The organism is Streptomyces sp. NPDC048270 (assembly GCF_040652335.1).
Taxonomy (GTDB): Bacteria; Actinomycetota; Actinomycetes; order Streptomycetales; family Streptomycetaceae; genus Streptomyces.
Genome location: NZ_JBEZLV010000033.1, coordinates 64533 through 83441 on the forward strand (window position 1 = coordinate 64533; position 18909 = coordinate 83441).

The 18909-nt window shown below is 73.4% G+C and carries 14 protein-coding genes; 4 read left to right on the forward strand and 10 right to left on the reverse strand.

The annotated features are described in order from the left end of the window. Nucleotides 1-26 precede the first annotated feature (26 nt). Nucleotides 27-5372, forward strand: a complete 5346-nt coding sequence (pulA, locus tag AB0D66_RS25770; RefSeq protein ID WP_362308001.1) for a pullulanase-type alpha-1,6-glucosidase — start codon at nt 27-29, stop codon at nt 5370-5372. Here the strand turns inward: pulA and AB0D66_RS25775 are convergent. From AB0D66_RS25775 to AB0D66_RS25805, 7 genes are all read right to left on the reverse strand, one after another. Continuing rightward, on the reverse strand, nt 5359-5895 hold the full coding sequence (locus AB0D66_RS25775; RefSeq protein WP_362308003.1) for a GNAT family N-acetyltransferase: 537 nt from the start codon (nt 5893-5895) through the stop codon (nt 5359-5361). The genes pulA and AB0D66_RS25775 overlap by 14 nt on opposite strands. A gap of 20 nt (nt 5896-5915) precedes the next feature. Next, nucleotides 5916-6632, reverse strand: a complete 717-nt coding sequence (locus AB0D66_RS25780; RefSeq protein WP_362308006.1) for a TetR/AcrR family transcriptional regulator — start codon at nt 6630-6632, stop codon at nt 5916-5918. A gap of 23 nt (nt 6633-6655) precedes the next feature. Then, a complete protein-coding gene (locus AB0D66_RS25785; RefSeq protein WP_362308009.1) occupies nt 6656-7699 on the reverse strand; it encodes a PDR/VanB family oxidoreductase in 1044 nt (347 codons plus the stop codon). Beyond that, the gene (locus AB0D66_RS25790; protein WP_362308012.1) at nt 7696-8652 is read right to left on the reverse strand and encodes a metal-dependent hydrolase; all 957 of its coding nucleotides are present in this window, start codon (nt 8650-8652) and stop codon (nt 7696-7698) included. Before AB0D66_RS25790 ends, AB0D66_RS25785 begins: the two co-directional genes overlap by 4 nt. A gap of 55 nt (nt 8653-8707) precedes the next feature. Continuing rightward, on the reverse strand, nt 8708-10621 hold the full coding sequence (locus AB0D66_RS25795; protein ID WP_362308016.1) for a hypothetical protein: 1914 nt from the start codon (nt 10619-10621) through the stop codon (nt 8708-8710). Nucleotides 10622-10695: 74 nt separating this feature from the next. Beyond that, nucleotides 10696-11493 carry a tyrosine-protein phosphatase gene (locus tag AB0D66_RS25800; protein WP_362308019.1) on the reverse strand — a complete coding sequence of 266 codons (798 nt, stop codon included), beginning with the start codon at nt 11491-11493 and terminating at the stop codon, nt 10696-10698. 120 nt (nt 11494-11613) lie between these two features. Next, a complete protein-coding gene (locus AB0D66_RS25805; RefSeq protein ID WP_362308043.1) occupies nt 11614-12192 on the reverse strand; it encodes a rhomboid-like protein in 579 nt (192 codons plus the stop codon). 212 nt (nt 12193-12404) lie between these two features. On the opposite strand from AB0D66_RS25805, the gene AB0D66_RS25810 reads away from it, so the two are divergent. Both AB0D66_RS25810 and AB0D66_RS25815 read left to right on the forward strand, forming a co-directional pair. Further along, the gene (locus AB0D66_RS25810) at nt 12405-13025 is read left to right on the forward strand and encodes a hypothetical protein (RefSeq protein ID WP_362308022.1); all 621 of its coding nucleotides are present in this window, start codon (nt 12405-12407) and stop codon (nt 13023-13025) included. 57 nt (nt 13026-13082) lie between these two features. Next, nucleotides 13083-14561: a PepSY domain-containing protein gene (locus tag AB0D66_RS25815; protein ID WP_362308025.1), complete on the forward strand. Its 1479-nt coding sequence runs from the start codon at nt 13083-13085 to the stop codon at nt 14559-14561. A gap of 103 nt (nt 14562-14664) precedes the next feature. Here AB0D66_RS25815 and AB0D66_RS25820 read toward each other — a convergent pair whose 3' ends face one another. Both AB0D66_RS25820 and glnII read right to left on the reverse strand, forming a co-directional pair. Then, nucleotides 14665-15264, reverse strand: a complete 600-nt coding sequence (locus AB0D66_RS25820) for a winged helix-turn-helix domain-containing protein (protein ID WP_362308028.1) — start codon at nt 15262-15264, stop codon at nt 14665-14667. Between the two features lie 467 nt (nt 15265-15731). Beyond that, nucleotides 15732-16751, reverse strand: coding sequence for a glutamine synthetase (gene glnII / locus AB0D66_RS25825; protein ID WP_362308031.1), 1020 nt, complete (start codon nt 16749-16751; stop codon nt 15732-15734). A gap of 334 nt (nt 16752-17085) precedes the next feature. Between glnII and AB0D66_RS25830 the strand changes: the two genes are divergently transcribed. After that, nucleotides 17086-17955: a Gfo/Idh/MocA family oxidoreductase gene (locus AB0D66_RS25830; RefSeq protein WP_362308046.1), complete on the forward strand. Its 870-nt coding sequence runs from the start codon at nt 17086-17088 to the stop codon at nt 17953-17955. Nucleotides 17956-17972: 17 nt separating this feature from the next. Here AB0D66_RS25830 and AB0D66_RS25835 read toward each other — a convergent pair whose 3' ends face one another. Continuing rightward, complete coding sequence (locus tag AB0D66_RS25835; RefSeq protein WP_362308034.1) at nt 17973-18431, reverse strand: hypothetical protein; 459 nt, start codon at nt 18429-18431, stop codon at nt 17973-17975. Nucleotides 18432-18909: the final 478 nt, after the last annotated feature.

Consider the following 18909-nt stretch of genomic DNA (forward strand, 5'->3'; position numbering starts at 1 on the left):
CCCTCACGTACACAAGGAGATCCGCCTTGATACGCCCTGCCGCAGGAGTCCTCGCCGCCGCCCTGGCCGTGGCGCTCCTGCCCGCCCTGCCCGCCGCGGCGGCCGCCGCCAAGGCGCCGGCCCCGCCCTCGGACGCCAAGCTCGCCGCACAGCCGGCCCGGCACGACCTGACCCGGGAGCAGTTCTACTTCGTGCTCCCGGACCGCTTCGCGAACGGCGACCCGCGCAACGACCGGGGCGGCCTCACCGGCTCCCGCCTGGAGACCGGCCTCGACCCGACGGACAAGGGCTTCTACCAGGGCGGCGACCTCAAGGGGCTCACCGACCGGCTCGACTACATCAAGGGCCTGGGGACGACGGCCATCTGGATGGCGCCGATCTTCAAGAACCAGCCGGTGCAGGGGAAGGGCGACGACGTCTCCGCCGGCTACCACGGCTACTGGATCACCGACTTCACGCAGGTCGACCCGCACTTCGGCACCAACGCCGACCTGGAGCGGCTGATCGACAAGGCCCACGGGAAGGGGATGAAGGTCTTCTTCGACGTCATCACCAACCACACGGCCGACGTCGTGGACTACCGGGAGGCGTCCTACTCGTACCTGTCGAAGGGCGCGTTCCCCTACCTGACCAAGGACGGGGTGCCCTTCGACGACTCCGACTACGCGGACGGGAAGGGGAAGTTCCCCAAGACCGGAACCGGTTCCTTCCCGCGGACCCCGTTCGTCCCCGACGCCAAGAAGAACGCCAAGGTGCCGGCCTGGCTCAACGACCCGCAGATGTACCACAACCGGGGCGACTCCACCTTCGCCGGCGAGTCCTCCGAGCAGGGCGACTTCTTCGGCCTCGACGACCTGTGGACCGAGCGTCCCGAGGTCGTCGGCGGAATGGAGAAGATCTACCAGAAGTGGGTCGAGGAGTTCGATATCGACGGCTTCCGGATCGATACCGTCAAGCATGTCAACCTGGACTTCTGGAGCCAGTGGGCCACCGCGCTCGACGCGTACGCGGCCAAGCGCGGCCGGGACGACTTCTTCATGTTCGGCGAGGTCTACTCCGCGGACACCGCCGTCACCTCCCCGTACGTGACGCGCGGGCGCCTCGACTCCACCCTCGACTTCCCGCTCCAGGACGCGATCCGCTCGTACGCCGCCCAGGGCGCGGAAGCCGGCCGGCTGGCCACCGTCCTCGGTGACGACTACCGCTACACCACCGACAAGGCCAACGCCTACGAGCAGGTGACCTTCCTCGGCAACCACGACATGGGGCGCTTCGGCTCCTTCCTGAAGCAGGACCGGCCGGGCGCGGGGGAGCAGGAACTCCTGGACCGCTACCGGCTCGCCAACGAGCTGATGTTCTTCTCCCGCGGCAACCCGGTGGTCTACTCCGGCGACGAGCAGGGCTTCACGGGCGCGGGCGGCGACAAGGACGCCCGTCAGCCGCTGTTCGGGTCGCAGGTCGCCGACTACCTCGACGACGACCAGCTCGGAACGGCGCGCACCCACGCGAGCGACGCCTACGATCCGGAGCACCCGCTCTACCGGCAGATCAGCGCTCTCTCCAAGCTGGCGAAGAACCACCCCGCGCTGCGAGACGGCGTCCAGAGCGAGCGCCTCGCCGACGGCTCCGTCTACGCCTTCGCCCGGACGGAACCGCGCAGCCGCACCGAGTACCTCGTCGCCGCGAACAACGCGCCCGAGTCCAAGGCCGTGGAGATCGACGCCCCGGCCGGCGCCCAGTACCGCACCCTGTACGGCGGCACCGCACTGCTGCGCGCCTCGGCGGCCGGCAAGCTCACCGTCGTCGTCCCCGCCTACGGCTCGGTGGTCCTCCAGGCCACCGCCCCGCTCGCCGTCCCCGCCGCCAAGCCGGCCCTGACCCTCAAGGCCCCGGCCCCCGGCGCCACCGGCACCGTCGAGCTCACCGCCGACGTCACCGGCGGCGGCCTGAACCGGGTCGTCTTCGCCGCCCAGACCGGCAACGGGCCCTGGCAGGTCCTCGGCTCCGCCGACCACGCCCCGTACAAGGTCACCCAGCACATCACCGCCCCCGCCGGAACGGCCCTGCGCTACAAGGCCGTCGTCGTGGACTCCGCCGGCCGCACCGCGAGCGCGCTCGCCCAGTCCGCCGCCGGACAGGTCCCGCCGAAGGAGACCCCGACGGCGACCCAGCGCGACTACGCCGTCGTCCACTACAACCGGCCCGACGGCGACTACACCGACTGGCGGCTCTACGCCTGGGGCGACATCGCCGAGGGCGAGGCCACGCCGTGGCCCGCCGGCCACGGGTTCACCGGCCGCGACGCCTACGGCGCCTTCGCGTACGTCAAGCTCAAGCCCGGTGCCTCCTCCGTCGGCTACCTCGTCATCGACAAGGACGGCAACAAGGACGTCGCCGCCGACCGCACCATCGACGTGACCCGCACCGGCGAGATCTGGCTCGAGCAGGGCAAGGAACCCGCCCGCACCGAGCGCCCTTCCCACCCGCCGCAGGACACCTCCAAGGCCGTCCTGCACTACCAGCGCCCCGACGGCGCCTACGAGGGCTGGGGCCTGCACGTCTGGACCGGCGCCGCCGACCCCACCGACTGGTCCAAGCCGCTGCCGCCCACCCGCACCGACGCCTACGGCGCGGTGTACGAGGTCCCGCTCGCGGCCGGCGCCACCAGCCTCAGCTACATCCTCCACAAGGGCGACGAGAAGGACCTCCCCTCCGACCAGTCCCTCGACCTGAAGGCCACCGGCCACGAGGTCTGGATGCTGGGCGGCAAGGAGAAGTACCTCCTCCCGCAGCCCCCGGGCCCCGGCGCCGCCCTGGACCTCACCAAGGCCCAGGCCGTCTGGATCGACCGCGACACCCTCGCCTGGAACGCCCCCGCGGCCGCCGCCTCCGCCCAACTCCTCGCCTCCCGCGACGGCGCCGTCAAGGCCGAGAACGGCACCCTGAGCGAGGGCGGGGCCCGGTGGCTGCGCCTGAACCGCACCGAGCTCACCGCCGCCCAGAAGCAGAAGTTCCCGCACCTGGCCGCCTCCTCCGCCTTCAGCGTCGACCCGCGCGACCGCTACCGGGTCCGCGAGGCCCTGCGCGGCCAGCTCGCCGCCAGTGCCCGCGCCGCGAACGGCGCCGTCCTCGCCGCCACCGGCGTACAGCTCGCCGGGGTCCTGGACGACCTGTACGCCACCACCGCCGCCCTCGGCCCCGTCTTCAAGGACGGCCGCCCCACCCTCTCCGTCTGGGCCCCGACCGCCCAGCAGGTCGCCCTCGAACTCGACGGCCGCACCGTCCCCATGCGCCGCGACGACGCCACCGGCGTCTGGTCGGTGCACGGTGAGCGCTCCTGGGCCGCGAAGCCCTACCGCTACGCCGTGACCGTCTGGGCGCCGAGCACCGGCCAGGTGGTACGCAACCTCGTCACCGACCCCTACTCCACGGCCCTGACCGCCGACTCCACCCACAGCCTGGCCGTGGACCTCGCCGACCCGAAGCTCGCCCCGCCCGGCTGGAAGGACCTGCGCAAGCCCGCGCCCGTCCCCTTCACCTCCGCCCAGATCCAGGAGCTCCACATCCGCGACTTCTCGGTCGCGGACCGCACCTCGAAGCACCCCGGCCAGTACCTGGCCTTCACCGACACCGGCTCGGCGGGCATGACCCACCTGCGCGGCCTGGCCGCCGCCGGAACCTCCTACGTCCACCTCCTGCCGGCCTTCGACATCGGCACCATCCCGGAGAAGGCCGCCGACCGCACCGAACCCGCCTGCGACCTCAAGGTCTACGCCCCCGACTCGCAGGAGCAGCAGGCCTGCGTGGCCGCCGCGGCCGCGAAGGACGCCTACAACTGGGGCTACGACCCCCTGCACTACACCGTCCCCGAGGGCAGCTACGCCAGCGACCCGAACGGCACCGCCCGCACCGTCGAGTTCCGCAGGATGGTCCAGTCCCTCAACAAGGCCGGGCTGCGCACCGTAATGGACGTGGTCTACAACCACACCGTCGCCTCCGGGCAGTCGGACAAGTCCGTCCTCGACCGCATCGTCCCCGGCTACTACCAGCGGCTCCTGGCCGACGGCAGCGTCGCCACCTCCACCTGCTGCGCCAACACCGCCCCCGAGAACACCATGATGGGCCGGCTCGTCGTGGACTCGATCGTCACCTGGGCGAAGGACTACAAGGTCGACGGCTTCCGCTTCGACCTCATGGGCCACCACCCGAAGGCCAACATCCTCGCCGTCCGCAAGGCCCTCGACGAGCTGACCGTCGCCAAGGACGGGGTCGACGGCAAGAGGATCGTCCTCTACGGGGAGGGCTGGAACTTCGGCGAGATCGCCGACGACGCCCGCTTCGTGCAGGCCACGCAGAAGAACATGGCCGGCACCGGCATCGCCACCTTCTCCGACCGGGCGCGCGACGCGGTCCGCGGCGGCGGCCCCTTCGACGAGGACCCCCGCGTCCAGGGCTTCGCCTCCGGCCTGTTCACCGAACCCAACGGCTCGCCCGCGGGCGGCACCCCGGCCGAGCAGAAAGCCCGCCTCCTGCACGCCCAGGACCTGATCAAGGTCGGCCTGTCCGGCAACCTCGCCTCCTACACCTTCACCGACACCACCGGCCGCCGCGTCAAGGGCTCCGAGGTCGACTACAACGGCGCCCCGGCCGGCTACGCGGCCGCCCCCGGCGACGCCCTCGCCTACGCCGACGCCCACGACAACGAGACCCTCGCCGACGCCCTGACCTACAAGCTCCCGCCGGCCACCGGCGCGTCGGACAAGGCCCGGATGCAGGTCCTGGCCATGGCCACGGCCGCGCTCTCCCAGGGCCCGGCCCTCTCCCAGGCGGGCACGGACCTGCTCCGCTCCAAGTCCCTGGACCGCAACTCCTACGACAGCGGCGACTGGTTCAACGCCCTCCACTGGGACTGCCGCGACGGCAACGGCTTCGGCCGAGGCCTGCCCCCGGCCGCCGACAACGCCTCGAAGTGGCTCTACGCGAAGCCCCTGCTGACCGCCCCGGCCCCCGGCTGCGCCGAGATCACCGGAGCCTCGGCCGCCTACCGCGACCTGCTGCGGATCCGCACGACGGAAGGCGCCTTCGCCCTCACCACCCCGCAGGCCGTCCAGGACCGGCTGTCCTTCCCGCTCTCCGGCAAGGAGGAGACCCCGGGAGTGATCACCATGGTCCTCGGCGACCTGGTGGTGGTCTTCAACGCCACCCCCACCGCCCGCCCCCAGCGCGTCCCGGCCCTCGCCGGCACCGCCTACGCCCTGCACCCGGTGCAGGCCGCGGGCTCCGACGCCACCGTCAAGCAGTCCGCGTACGACGCGACGACAGGAGAGTTCACCGTCCCCGCCCGCACCGTCTCGGTCTTCACACGGCGCTGAGCCGGTCCAGCCGCTTCTCCAGCAGGATCACCCCGTAGACCCTGCCGTCCTTCCCCTCCTTGTGGGGGAACTCCCCGACCACCCGGTAGCCCGCGGCCCGGTAGTACGCGAGCAGCCGGGGGTTGGTGGAGACGCAGTCCAGCCGCGCCCGCTCCCGCCCGGTCCAGGCGATCCGCCGCTCGGCATGCTCGAGCATGCGGCGCCCGGTTCCGGCGGGCGCGGCCTCGCGGGCCACCATCAGCCGGTGCACATAGCCCGCGACGGGCGGCTGGACCCCCCAGGCCTCCTCGTCGGACCACCAGAGTTCGTACGCCCCGCAGACCTGCCCGTCGGCCCCGGCGGCGATCCACACCTCGCCCTCGCGCATCTTCGACCGGAAGTGCGCGGCGTCCTTGTCACCGGGCTTCCACTGCTCGATCCCGTGCTTCCGCATCCAGCGGGCAGCCTGGTCGTAGAGCCGCACCAGCAGGCCGGCGTCCTTCTCCTCGGCCCGCCGGAACAAGATCCCGTCGTCAATGATCACGCGGGCATTATCGAGCAAGATCAGCTCGGGCCGGACACCCCGGTCGGAACCAGCCCGCCGAGCCGCCCGACCAGCTCGCCGAAGGGCCCGTCGGCGGGCTCGTCGGCCAGGATCCGTACGAGGATCCCCGCCATCTCGGCGTCGTACGCCGCGCTCACGGCGGCCAGCGCCGCGAAGTCGTGCACCAGCTGCAACTCCAGCTCGGTCCGGGGGATCTTCCGACCGTCCAGCCAGATCAGCGCGGTGGACTCGGCCAGCGACACCCAGGACCGCACCACCAGTTCCAGCCGCGCCGGCGGATCCTGCACGCCGATGCCCAGGTGCGCGAGGATCTGCTCGTACGCGGCCTGCCGCACCTCGTCGATCATGGCGTTGGTCTGGCTGCTCCCCACCGCCGGACCACCGCGCATCAACGCCGAGAAGCCCGGCCCGTGTTCGTCGACGAAGGAGAAGAACCGCCCCATCACCCGCAGCAGCCGGGCCCCCAGCGGCCCCTCCTGCGGCTCCACGAACCGCAGCGCCAGCTCATCGGCGGCCCGCCGCAGCGCCGCCTCGTACAGGCTGAGCTTGCCCGGAAAGTAGTGGTAGACGAGCGGCCGCGATATCCCCGCGGCCGCAGCGATCTCGTCGATCGACACATCGTCGGGGGAGCGGTGGCTGAACAGCTCCAGGGCAACCCCGATCAGCTGCTGCCGCCGCTCCTCGACACCCATCCTGCGCCGCACCCCGGTTGTCATGCGGACACCCTAGTACGGACAGGTCACAGGTCCAGGGCGAGGTGACCGTCCTTCGCGCGCGAGACGCACAGCAGCATCGAGTCCTCGCGCTCGCCGTCCGTGAGCAGCTCGTCGTGGTGCTCCACCTCACCCGCCAGCACCCGATGTTGGCAGGTCCCGCAGAAGCCCTGCTCGCAGGAGTACGGGATGCCCGGCAGCTCCCGGCGCACCGCGGCGAGCGCGGTCTCGGCCGCGCCCACCTCCACCGTGCGCCCCGAGCGGCGCAGTTCGAGGGTGAAGGGCCGGGCGGGCCCCGGCGCCGGCGCGGCGAACCGCTCCAGGCGGACCGCGGCCGGGTCCGCGGCCGCCGCCGTCACGGCCTCCATCAGCGGCTCCGGACCGCAGCAGTAGACCAGGGTGCCCGGCCGGGCCGAGGCGAGCACCGACAGGTCGGGCAGGCCCGCCTCGTCCTCGGGGACGACGGTGACCCGGTCGCCGTGGACCGCCAGGTCGGCGAGGAAGGGCATCGAGGCGCGCGAGCGGCCCCCGTAGAGCAGGGTCCAGTCGGCGCCCGCCGCCGTGGCCGCCCGCAGCATCGGCAGGATCGGGGTGATGCCGATGCCGCCCGCCACGAACGCGTACGAGGGCGCCGGCTCCAGCTCGAACCGGTTGCGCGGCGGCCGCAGTTCCAGCTCGGCCCCCACGACCAGGCGGGCGTGCGCCTCGCGGGAGCCGCCGCGGCCGCCTTCGATCAACCGGATCGCGATCGTGTAGGCACCGGTGTCCGCCGGGTCGCCGCACAGGGAGTACTGGCGGACCAGGCCCGAGGGCAGGACCACGTCCACGTGCGCGCCCGGGGCCCACGCCGGGAGCTCCGGGGATTCCAGGGTCAGGTGCAGCACCCCCTCGGCCGGTGCGCCGCGGGAGGTGATCCGCGCGCGCAGCGGGCGGCGCGGCGAGTACCCCGAGACGGGGGTCTCCAGGGCCGGCAGCGGCCAGAGCGGGGAGGCCGCCACGCGGCGGCTCAGGGCCCGCTTGGCCGCCCAGGCCGCGCCGGCGACGGCGGTCACCGCGAGGACGCGCCTCATGCCGTCACCCCGCTGTCGGAGGAGCCGTGCGCGGCGCCGGCCGGGCCGCCGTGGGGGCCGCCGGCCGGGCCGCCGTTCGCGCCGGGCGAGGTGGCCAGGTAGGCCACCGCCTGGGCCGTCGATCCCTCCTGCGAGGGGTGGTAGGCGCGGGCGAGGTACTTCGGTATGGACTTCAGCATCGCGCCCGTGGACGGCAGGACGCCCTGCTGGCCCGCCCGGAAGAACTGGCCGAAGGAGGCCCTGCCGTCCACCAGGTGCGGGTCGTTCTCCATGAAGAAGCGGACGCCCCGCTGCCACAGGAAGACCAGCGCCGAGAAGGCGGTCGCCCAGGTCCGTGCGCGGCGCCGGTAGCCGCCGTCCACGTGCAGGAACAGGTCGAAGGCCACCGAGCGGTGCTCCACCTCCTCCGCCCCGTGCCAGCGCAGCAGGTCCAGCATCATCGGGTCGGCGCCGCGCCGGTCCAACTCCTCGGCGTTCAGCACCCAGTCGCCGAGGAACGCCGTGTAGTGCTCGATCGCGGCGATCATCGCGACCCGCTCCATCAGCCACCAGTGGCGGGCCTTGCCCGGCGGCAGGGTCCGGTCGCCCAGCAGCTTCTCGAAGAGCCAGTCGACCTGGGCCGTGTAGGGGGTCGGGTCCAGCCCCAGCCGCTTCAGGTGGGGCAGTACGTCGTCGTGCGCGGCGGCGTGCATGGCCTCCTGGCCGATGAAGCCGACGACGTCCGCGCGCAGTTGCTCGTCCTCGATGTACGGCAGCACCTGCTTGTAGACGTGCACGAACCACCGCTCACCCGCGGGGAGCAGCAGGTGCAGCACATTGATCATGTGCCCGGTGAAGGGGTCGTTCGGCAGCCAGTGGAGCGGGGTGTCCTCCCAGCCGAAGGACACGTTCCGGGGCCTCAGGTCCACGTGTTCCGACGCCACGGGGGCGGGCGCGAGCGGCGTATTAGACATGGCGTCAATGTACTGATGGGTAGGGGCGAGGAGAACCCCTCTGCGCGGACTTCTCTCAGCGCAGCGCCCCGGCCTTCGTCCCGTCCGTGAGCCGGCCCGACAGATCCACCTGCGCCCCGGCCGGCGCCTTGACCGCCAGCCGGTTGCCGTTCGCCGACCCGCTCACCCCGCCGCCCGACACCGACAGCGAGGCGAACTGCGCACTGCCCGCCGCCAGCACGTACCACTGACCGGCACGCGACTTCCACAGCACGCCCGCCAGCACCCGCGGCTCCCGCGGCCCGCACGCCGGCGAACCCTCCGACCGGGCGGCCTGCGCGGCGAGCGGCGCCCCCGGCGCCAGGAACTGCGCCTGCACCCGGTCCGCCGCACCCTGCCAGGTCTCGGCCCGCGTGCAGAGCCAGGTCGCCGTCCCGTCGCCCTCCGGCAGCGGCTGCTTCGCGTACGTCCAGGCGTTGACCGTACGGACCCCGTGCGAGCGCACCGACGGCAGCAGGCAGGCGATCCGCGACCAGTCCCCGAGCTCCGCGGCCTCCGTCACATCGCGTTCGGCGCCCGGCGCGCCCGAGGTCAGCCGGGCCGGGGTCAGCTCCCCGAGGTCCGTGATCAGCCGGGTCGCGCCGTCGCCGGTCAGGGCGAGGGCGTTCCAGCTGGTGCAACTGCCCGACGGAGCGGGGCTCGCCACCGGCGGGGTCACCCCGTCCGGAGCCGGCTTCAGCGCCACCGCGGCCTCGCCGGGCTTCAGCAGGTCCCGCAAGGCCGCACCGGTAACCCAGGGGGCGGTGAGATAGCGGACGTTGCCGTCCACCCGGCTGAGCACGAGAGCGGTCGCCGTGTCCGCCGAAGCGCCGTCGGTCCGCGCGAAGTCGAGGGCGGCGCCGGTGTTCCCGGCGCGCGGCTCCGCGTACCGGACCACCCGCAGCCCGTCGTACAGCAGGACCACGACGGCCTGGTCCACGGCGCCGGCGAACAGCAGCTGAGCCGGACCCATCGGCGGCCCGGCCGGCGTTCCCGGCGTCGCCGAGACGACCACCGAGGAGCCCGGGCGGGCCCACACGGCCAGCGCCCGGCGCAGCAGCCCGCTGTCCTCGGCGCGGTCGCCGCGGGCCGGCCACGCGGAGAAGTCCGTACGGGACGACGCACGCCAGAGCTCCGGCGCGGCCCGCAGCAGCTTGCCGGGATCCAGCGCCTGCTCGGCCGCGGCGTTGCGGGAGTACAGGGGGGCGGCGGCCCCGTCCGCGCCCCAGCCCCCGCCCGGCAGCGCGAGCAGCGCCCCGCACACGGCGAGCGCGGCCGCGGCGGCCAGCCCGGCACGCACCAGCCGGCGCCGCCGCAGCAGGTCGGTGGGGCGGGCCTGGAGCACGCACGGGTCGAACTCGGGAGAGGCGAACAGGGAGTCGTGCGCCGGATCGCCGGACTCCGCGACCGCCGCGGCCGGATCCGCCACCCCGGCCTCGTCCAGCACCCGCAGCACCTCGGGCTCCGGCAGCCGCTCCAGCGCCCGCAGGACGCAGGCGGCCCGCCCGGCCCCGTCGAGGGTGGCCAGCCACTGGTCCAGGGCCAGCTCCTCCGCCCCGCCGGCCCGCGGGAACAGCCGCAGCCCCCACACCTGCGGCAGCGCGGGCGGGAGCTGCGCACGGCGGGGCAGCGCCCGGAAGGTCAGCGGAACGCCGGCCTCCAGGGCGGCGCGCAGCACCCGCAGCCGCACGTACGCGTACCCGGCCTCGCCCTCGCCGCCCCGCTGGCCCGGCACCCCGCCGCGCACGGCCGCCGCCGCGTCCCGCCGACCGCGCGGCAGCGCCCGCTGGACCAGCGAGTGGGCGGTGAGCACCCGGCGGTTGCGGCCGAGGGCGGGCGGCAGCACCAGGTAGGCGAGCCGCACCAGCCGCGGGTAGTGCTCGACGATGGCGGCCTCGGCCTGCTCGACATCGGGAGACGGAAGGAGGGTGGCGGTATCCGGCGCAGTCACGTTCAGCAGAACGAGCGAATCGTCGGATGGTCACCCACCCTGATGCGGCCGCCCCCGGTCACCGCGTCGCGCGGCTACGCCAGACGGGTGCGCAGCGCCTCGACCGTCTCGGCCCCGACGCCGAGCCCCTCGCGCACGTACTTGTCCATCGAGCCGTAGCGGGTCGCGACCTCATCCAGCGCCGACTCCAGGTAGGAGGGGAAGACGCCGATCAGCGCGAGCGCGATGTCCGGGTCGCCGCCGGCCCCCGTGAAGCCCTCGATCATCGGGGCGAAGGCCTGCTTGACCGCCGGGTTCACCGACAGGTACTCGGCCATCAGCGTGTCGTCGTCCGCGCCCAGCAGCGACAGGATGACCGTGGCACCCCACCCGGTGCGGTCCTTGCCGGCCGTGCAGTGGAAGAGCAGCGGGCCGGCGTCGGGATCGGCGGCCTCGGTGAGCAGCAGCCGGTAGGCGGCCTGGGCGGAGGCCGAGTGCACGAAGGAGCGGTACAGGTCGCCGAACAGGGCCTGCGCCCTGCCGCCGCCCAGGTGCTCCTCGGCGACGACCGGGTCGGACAGCAGGTCCTTGAGCTGGGCGGCGGGAGGCGTCGGGCCCGAGCGCGCGTTCATCTTGTCCGCCAGCACGTCGGCGGTCAGCAGTCGGATCCCGGCGGGTATCCGGTCGGGGTGGTCGGCGCGCTCGGCCTCGGTGCGGAAGTCGATGACGGTCCGCAGCCCGAGCGCGGCCACCGCCGGATCGGCGTCGACGTCGAGCCGGTCGAGCTGGCCGGAGCGCAGCACCAGGCCGGGACGGACGGTGCGGCCGCCGGAGAGCGGGGTGCCGCCGAGGTCGCGGAGGTTGGCGACGGTGGTGGCGGGGGTGGCGGTCATCGTGATGGCTCCAGCGGTATGCGGATTACTCGTGTCATGAAGCTGTTCATGCGGGTTCAGGCAGTTAAGGCGGTTAAGCCGGTTCGCTGCGGTTCAAGCCAAAGGTGCGGTTCGTGCGTTTCAAGCGATTTTCTGATGCTTCGCTCCGGAAAGACAATCGAGGACCAGCGAGACCCCGATGCCGATCCCGAGGGCGGCCAGGTGTCCGGCGTCCGTGAAGCTCCGCCCCCGCTTGACGACCGGCGCCGCGGCGAGTGCCAGGAGCCCGGCCCGGGCGGCCGTGCGGACCGCTCCGCGCGGCAGGGCCGAGGTCAGGGCGCCCAGCACGGCGTTGAAGCCGTAGCTGGTCCCCACGTCCAGGGCGCGCCGCGTGTGCGGATCGGTGGTCCTGCGCAGGGCGCCGTACACCAGGAGGGTCGCCGTGGCGTGCCCGAACAGGAACACCGCGGCCGTCCACCAGGCGCCGTACGCGTACTCGGCGTATCCGAGGACGGCGACGAGCAGCAGCGCGTACGGCAGGGGCATGGGCTCCTCGACGACGAGAGCGCTGGTCAGCAGCGTCTCCCAGCGCCCGGCGGCGAGATTGTCGACATTCGTCGAGCACTCCCGGAGCAGTCGCTCCCGCTCCTCCCGCCCCATCCGCTCCAAGGCGTACGCCCCGAGCTGGACCCCGCCCGCGTACACCGCTCCCAGTGGCATTGGATTCACCCGTCCATGATCGGATACGGCCCTCTGGCGGACACCACCGGGCCCCGTGCGAGCATGTTCCGGCCATGCTCCAGCACCCCGCGCCGATGCGCGCCACGCGGGCCGCGATGTTCGCGGCGGTGTGTACCGCTTTGGGTGCGGTGGGGCATTCGTACATGTCCGGCACCGACATTCCCCTCCCAGGGCTTATGGGTGCTTTCGCGGTGACCGGCGGCCTTGCCTGGGCCGCCGCCGGGCGGCGGCGCGGACCGGCGGGGATCGCCACCGCGGTGCTCGCCGTCCAGGGGGTGCTGCACCTCCTCTTCTCCGGCAGCCAGGCGGCGAAGCCCGCACCCACTGCGGCGCACCACCACATGCCGGGCATGGACATGGGCGCGATGGCTGCCGGAACCCCCGGAGCCGCGGCGGACCCGGCCCGGCCCGCGGACGCGGCCGGCATGGCGGACGCGGCCGGGATGACGGACATGGCCGGGATGGCGGACATGGCCGGCATGGCCGGGCACGGCGGGGCCGGGATGGTCACCGCGCACGTGCTGGCCGGACTGTTCTGCGCCGCCTGGCTGGCGTGGGGCGAGGCCGCCGTCTTCCGGCTGGCCCGGACCCTGGGCACCGCCGCCCTGCACGCGGCCCGGCCGCTGTCCCGTGCGCTCGCCCTGGCCGGGGCGCGGGTGGCCGCCGTACCGGTCCCGCCCGCTCCCGTCCCCCCGTACGAGCGGCCGCGGAGCCTGCGCGGAGCCGTACACGCCTACGCCGTGGTGCGGCGCGGGCCGCCCGCGGGCCGAGCCTTCCGCGCCACGGCCCCAGGCCGTCCCGCCCGCGTCTGAGCGAGGCGGCGAGACCCGGGGCCGCTTCCCCATGTCTCGCCAACACCTAGGACCACCATGTCTCTTGACGAGGTTCAGGACGTCCCGCCCCGGGACGCCGATTCCGTCGACCCGGCAGGGATAGCCGACGCGGCCGCCGCCGACACGGCCAGGCGCCGCGCCGGCGGCTGGGCCGCCCTGCGGCCCCTGCTCCTGCGCATGCACTTCTACGCGGGCCTGCTCATCGCCCCGCTGCTGTTCCTCGCCGCCGCCACCGGGCTGCTCTACGCCGCCTCGTGGCAGGCCGAGAACGTCCTCTACTCCGACGAGCTGACCGTCTCCCGCGTCGGCGAGAGCGCCCTGCCGCTCAGCGCCCAGGTCGAGGCGGCCCGGGGCGCCGCGCCCCAGGGCGAGGTCGTGTCCGTATGGCCCGCGCCCGAGGCCGAGGCGACCACCCGGGTGATCATGGAGAGCGAGGGGCTCCCGGAGGGCGAGACCCTCACCGTGTTCGTCGACCCTTACACGGCCGAGGTGCGCGGACAGCTCGCCACCTCGGGCGACGCGCTGCCGCTGCGGACCTGGCTCAGCGAGTTCCACTCCAGCCTCCACCTCGGGGAGTTCGGCCGGAACTACAGCGAGCTCGCCGCGAGCTGGCTGTGGGTGGTCGCGCTCGGCGGACTCGCCCTGTGGATCGGCCGCCGCCGCAAGCGCAAGGCCGAACTCGTCCTCCCGGACCGGGCGGCCACCGGCCGGCGCCGCACCCTGTCCTGGCACGGGGCCGTCGGGCTCTGGTCGGTCGCCGGACTCGTCGTCCTCTCCGCCACCGGCCTGACCTGGTCGAAGTACGCCGGCGAGAACATCGGGCAGCTCCAGGACGGCCTCGGCGGGGCCACCCCGGCCGTCTCCGCCCAGCTCGACCCGGGCGCCGCAGCGGGCGGCTCCGACGAACACGCGGGCCACACCATGCCCGAGGGCGCCGAGATGCCCCCGCCCGCGCCGACCGCCGACATCGGCATCGACAGGGCCGCGGACGCCGCCCGGGCCGCCGGGGTCACCGAGTACCTCCAGATCACCCTCCCCGCCAAGGGCAAGGGCTACGTGGTCAAGGAGAAGGACAAGCAGGTCCCGGTGCACCTCGACGCCGTCTCCGTCGACCCCGCCGACGGCCGGATCATCGACGAACTGCGGTTCGCCGACTACCCCGTGCTCGCCCAGATGACCCGCTTCGGCATCGACGTGCACATGGGCCTGACCTTCGGGCTCGCCAACCAGATCGCCCTGGCCGCCCTCGCCGTCGGCCTGATGTTCCTGGTCTTCTGGGGCTACCGGATGTGGTGGCTGCGCCGGCCGACGAAGGACCGCAGGCTGTCCGTCGGCCGCGCCCAGCCGCGCGGCGCCTGGCGGAAGCTGCCGGTCACCCTGGTACTGCCGCTGGCCGCGGCGACCGCCGTGGTCGGCTGGTTCGTCCCGATGCTCGGGATCAGCCTGCTCGTGTTCCTGGCGTTCGACCTGCTGCTCGGCTTCGTCGCCGCGCGCCGCGCCAGGGCCGCCGGCTAGCCGGCCCGCCGACGGGCCCGTACTCCGCCGCGGAGTACGGGCCCGCCGCATGCGCCGAACACAGCGCTCGGGGCGCCCAGGGCGCTCAGGATGCTCGGGGCGCTCAGGGCGCGTACTTGTAGCCCACCCGGCGCACCGTCTGGATGGCACCGCGGTGCGCCGCACCCAGCTTGCGGCGCAGGCGGGCGACGTGGACGTCCACGGTCCGGCCGTCGCCCACGTGGCCGTATCCCCACACCGTGGTCACCAGCTGGTCCCGGCTGTGCACCCGGTGCGGGTTCTTCACCAGGTGCGCGAGGAGCTCGAACTCCAGGTAGGTCAGGTCGAGTACCTGCCCGTCCACCTCGGCGGTGCGCTGCGCCGGGTCGATGCGGACCAGGGCGTCGCCCTCCGTGGCGGCCGCCGTCGGCGCCGCCTGCGCCTGCGCCGGAGGCGCGGCCACGGCCTGCGGGGCGAAGGCGACCGGCTGCTGCTGGTCGGCCGGCACCAGGACCAGGTAGCCGACCATCGGCGGCTGGCCGGGCAGCGCGGGGAGCGTGTGCTGCGGCGCGGGCAGCCACGTGGCGCCGGGCGGGAGCAGCTCCACCACCCGGGCCACCTCGTCCCGGTCCACGGCCCGCAGCCGGTGGCGCGGACTGGGCGGGAAGGTCAGGCGGGTGGCGGTCGCGGCGGAGGTGAACGGGCGGGTCTGGGTCTGGGTCATGAGTGGTCAGCTCTTTCACGCGGAGTGGTCGGCAGGAGACGTGCGTACGGACGGACGTCGTCGATGTCGTACCGCGCAGACCGAAGGCCTCGACGCAGATCAGGAGGGCGATCCGGAGGCTTTAGAGGGCCGGCGCGTTCTTCGCGCGGCAACACACCCGGTCGAAATCGTGGTCCTGACGGGACGGCCAGAACGGCTCGAGGTCGCTGCGACCTGACGAGGTGTGCGAGTGGCTGGCCATGGCTCCATTCAAGCAGACGGGGGAGGGCGGGGGCAGGCCCCGTCTCACGTCGTGGAGCGGAATCCCATATTCCCTCGAGCGACTCATCCCAATACGGGACACAACGCCCGGGGTTTCGGGGGTCGCACGACGACGCCCGCCCGGCCTGAGGCGGCCGGACGGGCGTCGGTGGTGTGCGGTGCGGGAAGCCGCGGGGAGTCGCGGCGGCGTGAACCGCGGCGCGGTCCTAGACCAGGCCGTCCTTCTCCAGGCCCGCGCAGCAGGTGTCCGTGATGAGACGGGTCACCACGTACGGGTCCACGTTGGCGTTCGGGCGGCGGTCCTCGATGTAGCCCTTGCCGTCCTTCTCCACCTGCCACGGGATGCGCACCGACGCGCCGCGGTCCGAGACGCCGTAGCTGAACTCGTTCCACGGGGCGGTCTCGTGCAGACCCGTCAGGCGCTCGTCGATGCCGGCGCCGTAGTTCTTCACGTGGTCCAGCGGCTTGCTGCCGTCACCCAGCGCCTCGCACGCGGAGATGATCGCGCGGTAGTCCTCGCGCATCGCCTTCGTGGAGAAGTTGGTGTGCGCGCCCGCGCCGTTCCAGTCGCCCTTCACCGGCTTCGGGTTCAGCGTCGCCGACACGTTGAAGTCCTCGGCGGTGCGGTAGAGCAGCCAGCGCGCGATCCACAGCTGGTCGGACACCTCCAGCGGGCCCACCGGGCCGACCTGGAACTCCCACTGGCCGGGCATGACCTCGGCGTTGATGCCGGAGATGCTCAGGCCCGCCGCCAGGCAGTGGTCCAGGTGCTTCTCGACGATGTCGCGGCCGAAGATCTCGTCCGAGCCGACACCGCAGTAGTAGCCGCCCTGCGCGGCCGGGAAGCCGTTCACGGGGAAGCCCAGCGGACGGGTGCCGTCGAAGAAGGTGTACTCCTGCTCGATGCCGAAGATCGGCTCCTGCGCGGCGAACTTCTCGGCGACCGGACGCAGCAGCGCGCGGGTGTTCGACTCGTGCGGGGTCATGTCGATGTTCAGGACCTCGCACAGCACGAGGACGTCGTCCCCGCCGCGGATCGGGTCCGGGCAGGAGAACACCGGCTGCAGGACGCGGTCGGAGGCGTGGCCCTCGGCCTGGTTCGTGCTCGATCCGTCGAAGCCCCAGATCGGCAGCGCGTCGCCGTCGGCCAGGATCCTCGTCTTGGAGCGAAGCTTCGCCGTCGGCTCGGTGCCGTCGATCCAGATGTATTCAGCCTTGTAGCTCACGGGCCCCATCCTCAGACTCTGCGGTGCTGCTGGTCGCTGCTCATCTCGCGGCTTCGTCGCTGCGGTGATGACCGCAGCGTGCCCGCCCGCGATTTCCCTTCCGTTGCCCACGTGTGAACCCCGTGTTACCGAGGTTTACGCCGCAGGTCGGGTCGGTTGTGCGGGACGGAGGCGGGTAGGGGGAGGTACACCTGTCCGGGTGGGGCAGACTGGGCGGGTGAGCATTTTGTCTGATGTGACCTCCGCCGGAGACCCCGCCGAGAACCCCGCCGAAACCCCTGCCGAGCGTGCGGCAGCGGCCGCCGCCGCAGGTCCCCGCCCCCGCGTCGGCCTCCTGGGGACCGGGCCCTGGGCACACCGCACGCACGCCCCCGCCCTCGCCGCGCACGCCGGCTCCGAGTTCGCCGGCGTATGGGGCCGCCGGCCCGAGGCCGCGGCCGAGCTGGCGCAGGAACACGGCGTGAAGGTGTACGAAGACCCCGACGAGCTGTTCGCCGACTGTGACGCCGTGGCCTTCGCCCTGCCGCCGGACGTACAGGCCCCGCTCGCCGTGCGCGCCGCGGCCGCCGGCTGCCACCTGCTGCTCGACAAGCCCGTCGCCACCACGGTCGAGGACGCCCGGGCCGTCGCCGACGCCGCCGCACGCCACCAGGTCGCCTCCGTCGTCTTCTTCACCCTGCGCTTCGCCGAGCCCACCGCGGGCTGGGTCGCGGAACAGGTCGCCCGCGCCGGGTGGTTCACCGCGGCCGCCCACTGGCTCGGCGCCGTCTTCCCACCCGACGGCACGCCCAGCGCGTACGCCGCCTCGCCCTGGCGCAAGGCCAAGGGCGGGCTGTGGGACGTCGGCCCGCACGCGCTCTCCGTCCTGGTCCCGATCCTCGGCGACGTCACCTCGGTCAGCGCCACCCGGGGCCCCTCCGACGTGGTCCAGCTGGCCCTGCGGCACACCTCCGGCGCCGCCAGCACCGCGGTCCTCAGCCTGGGCGCGCCGAAGGAGGCCGCCGGGGTCGGACTGGAACTGCGCGGCACCGAGGGCGTCCACACCCTGCCCGGCTGGAGCGACGTACCGGGCGCCTACGGGCGCGCCCTGGACGCGCTGCTCACGGCGGCCCGCACCGGCGTGGCGGACCCGCGCGGGGCGGAGTTCGCCGCCCGCGTGACGGAGATCCTGGCGGAGGCCGAGGGGCAGCTCCCGACGGAGTGAGGGCCACGGGCGAGCCGTCACTTGATCAGGGCGTTGGCCACGATGATGGCCAGCCCGATCGTGGCGTCGGCCAGGCCCATCAGCAGCGCGGAGCGCAGCCGGTAGCCGACCCGGATCGCCACGCACGCACCCCAGGCGAACAGCAGGGCGGTGTTCAGGCCGAGGCCCACGGCGGTCACGCCGTACGAGTCCCAGCCGGTCAGCCCGGCGAGGACAAGGAGCAGCACGGTGGGCAGGGTGGCCGCGATCATCGGCCACTCGTGCCACAGGGCCGTGACCAGCAGCCGCCACCGGTGCCCCACGGAGCCCTGCTGATGGGTGGTCATGTGGTGTGAGTAGCCGTGCGCGAGCCCGGCCGTGGCGGCGGTCACGACCACCCAGCTGGCGTCGTAGAACGGGGTGTACTCCCCGCCCTTCTGGTCCAACGCGGCCAACAGCCCACTGGCCAGCACCGTCCCGTACACCCCGCCGAACATCCAGTCGGCTCCTCGGCGCGGCAGCGGAAACGGGCCGGGGGCGGGGGCCGGGGTGGGGGCTTGGCTGGGGGCTTGACTGGGGGTGGGCATGCCGGGCTGGTGCTGGTTCACTCCGTGGTCCTTTGATGCGGTATCCGCCGATTTGCTGCTGCCGCCGCTCACCCTACGGGGGGTGGGTGTGAGGGCGGGGTGAACGGGGGGCGGGGAGTGAAGGGGGGCGGGAGCGAAGGGGCGGGGGTGGGGGCGGTGTGAAGGTGGGAGTGGGGCTTCGGGGACTGCGGGAGCCTGATTCCCGCTAGGGCTGATCAGGGAGGGTTTGGGGGTTTCCCGCCAGTCCCACTGTCCTTCCGTGCCGGGCCGTCCTGTCAAGGGCGCTCCCTTCGGTCGCGTCGCTTCGCGATGGCCTTCGGCCACCCTTGACAGGCCGTCCCGTCCCGGAAAGACAAGGACTGACGGGAAGCCCCCAAAAGAACGGTCC

Excerpts from the sequence above, each read along its gene's own strand:
- AB0D66_RS25805 (WP_362308043.1), bottom strand. The coding sequence starts at position 12,192 with ATGCCACTGGGAGCGGTGTACGCGGGCGGGGTCCAGCTCGGGGCGTAC.
- AB0D66_RS25835 (WP_362308034.1), bottom strand. The coding sequence starts at position 18,431 with ATGTTCGGCGGGGTGTACGGGACGGTGCTGGCCAGTGGGCTGTTGGCC.
- AB0D66_RS25785 (WP_362308009.1), bottom strand. The coding sequence starts at position 7,699 with ATGAGGCGCGTCCTCGCGGTGACCGCCGTCGCCGGCGCGGCCTGGGCG.
- AB0D66_RS25815 (WP_362308025.1), top strand. The coding sequence starts at position 13,083 with ATGTCTCTTGACGAGGTTCAGGACGTCCCGCCCCGGGACGCCGATTCC.
- AB0D66_RS25800 (WP_362308019.1), bottom strand. The coding sequence starts at position 11,493 with ATGACCGCCACCCCCGCCACCACCGTCGCCAACCTCCGCGACCTCGGC.
- AB0D66_RS25820 (WP_362308028.1), bottom strand. The coding sequence starts at position 15,264 with ATGACCCAGACCCAGACCCGCCCGTTCACCTCCGCCGCGACCGCCACC.
- AB0D66_RS25780 (WP_362308006.1), bottom strand. The coding sequence starts at position 6,632 with ATGACAACCGGGGTGCGGCGCAGGATGGGTGTCGAGGAGCGGCGGCAG.
- AB0D66_RS25790 (WP_362308012.1), bottom strand. The coding sequence starts at position 8,652 with ATGTCTAATACGCCGCTCGCGCCCGCCCCCGTGGCGTCGGAACACGTG.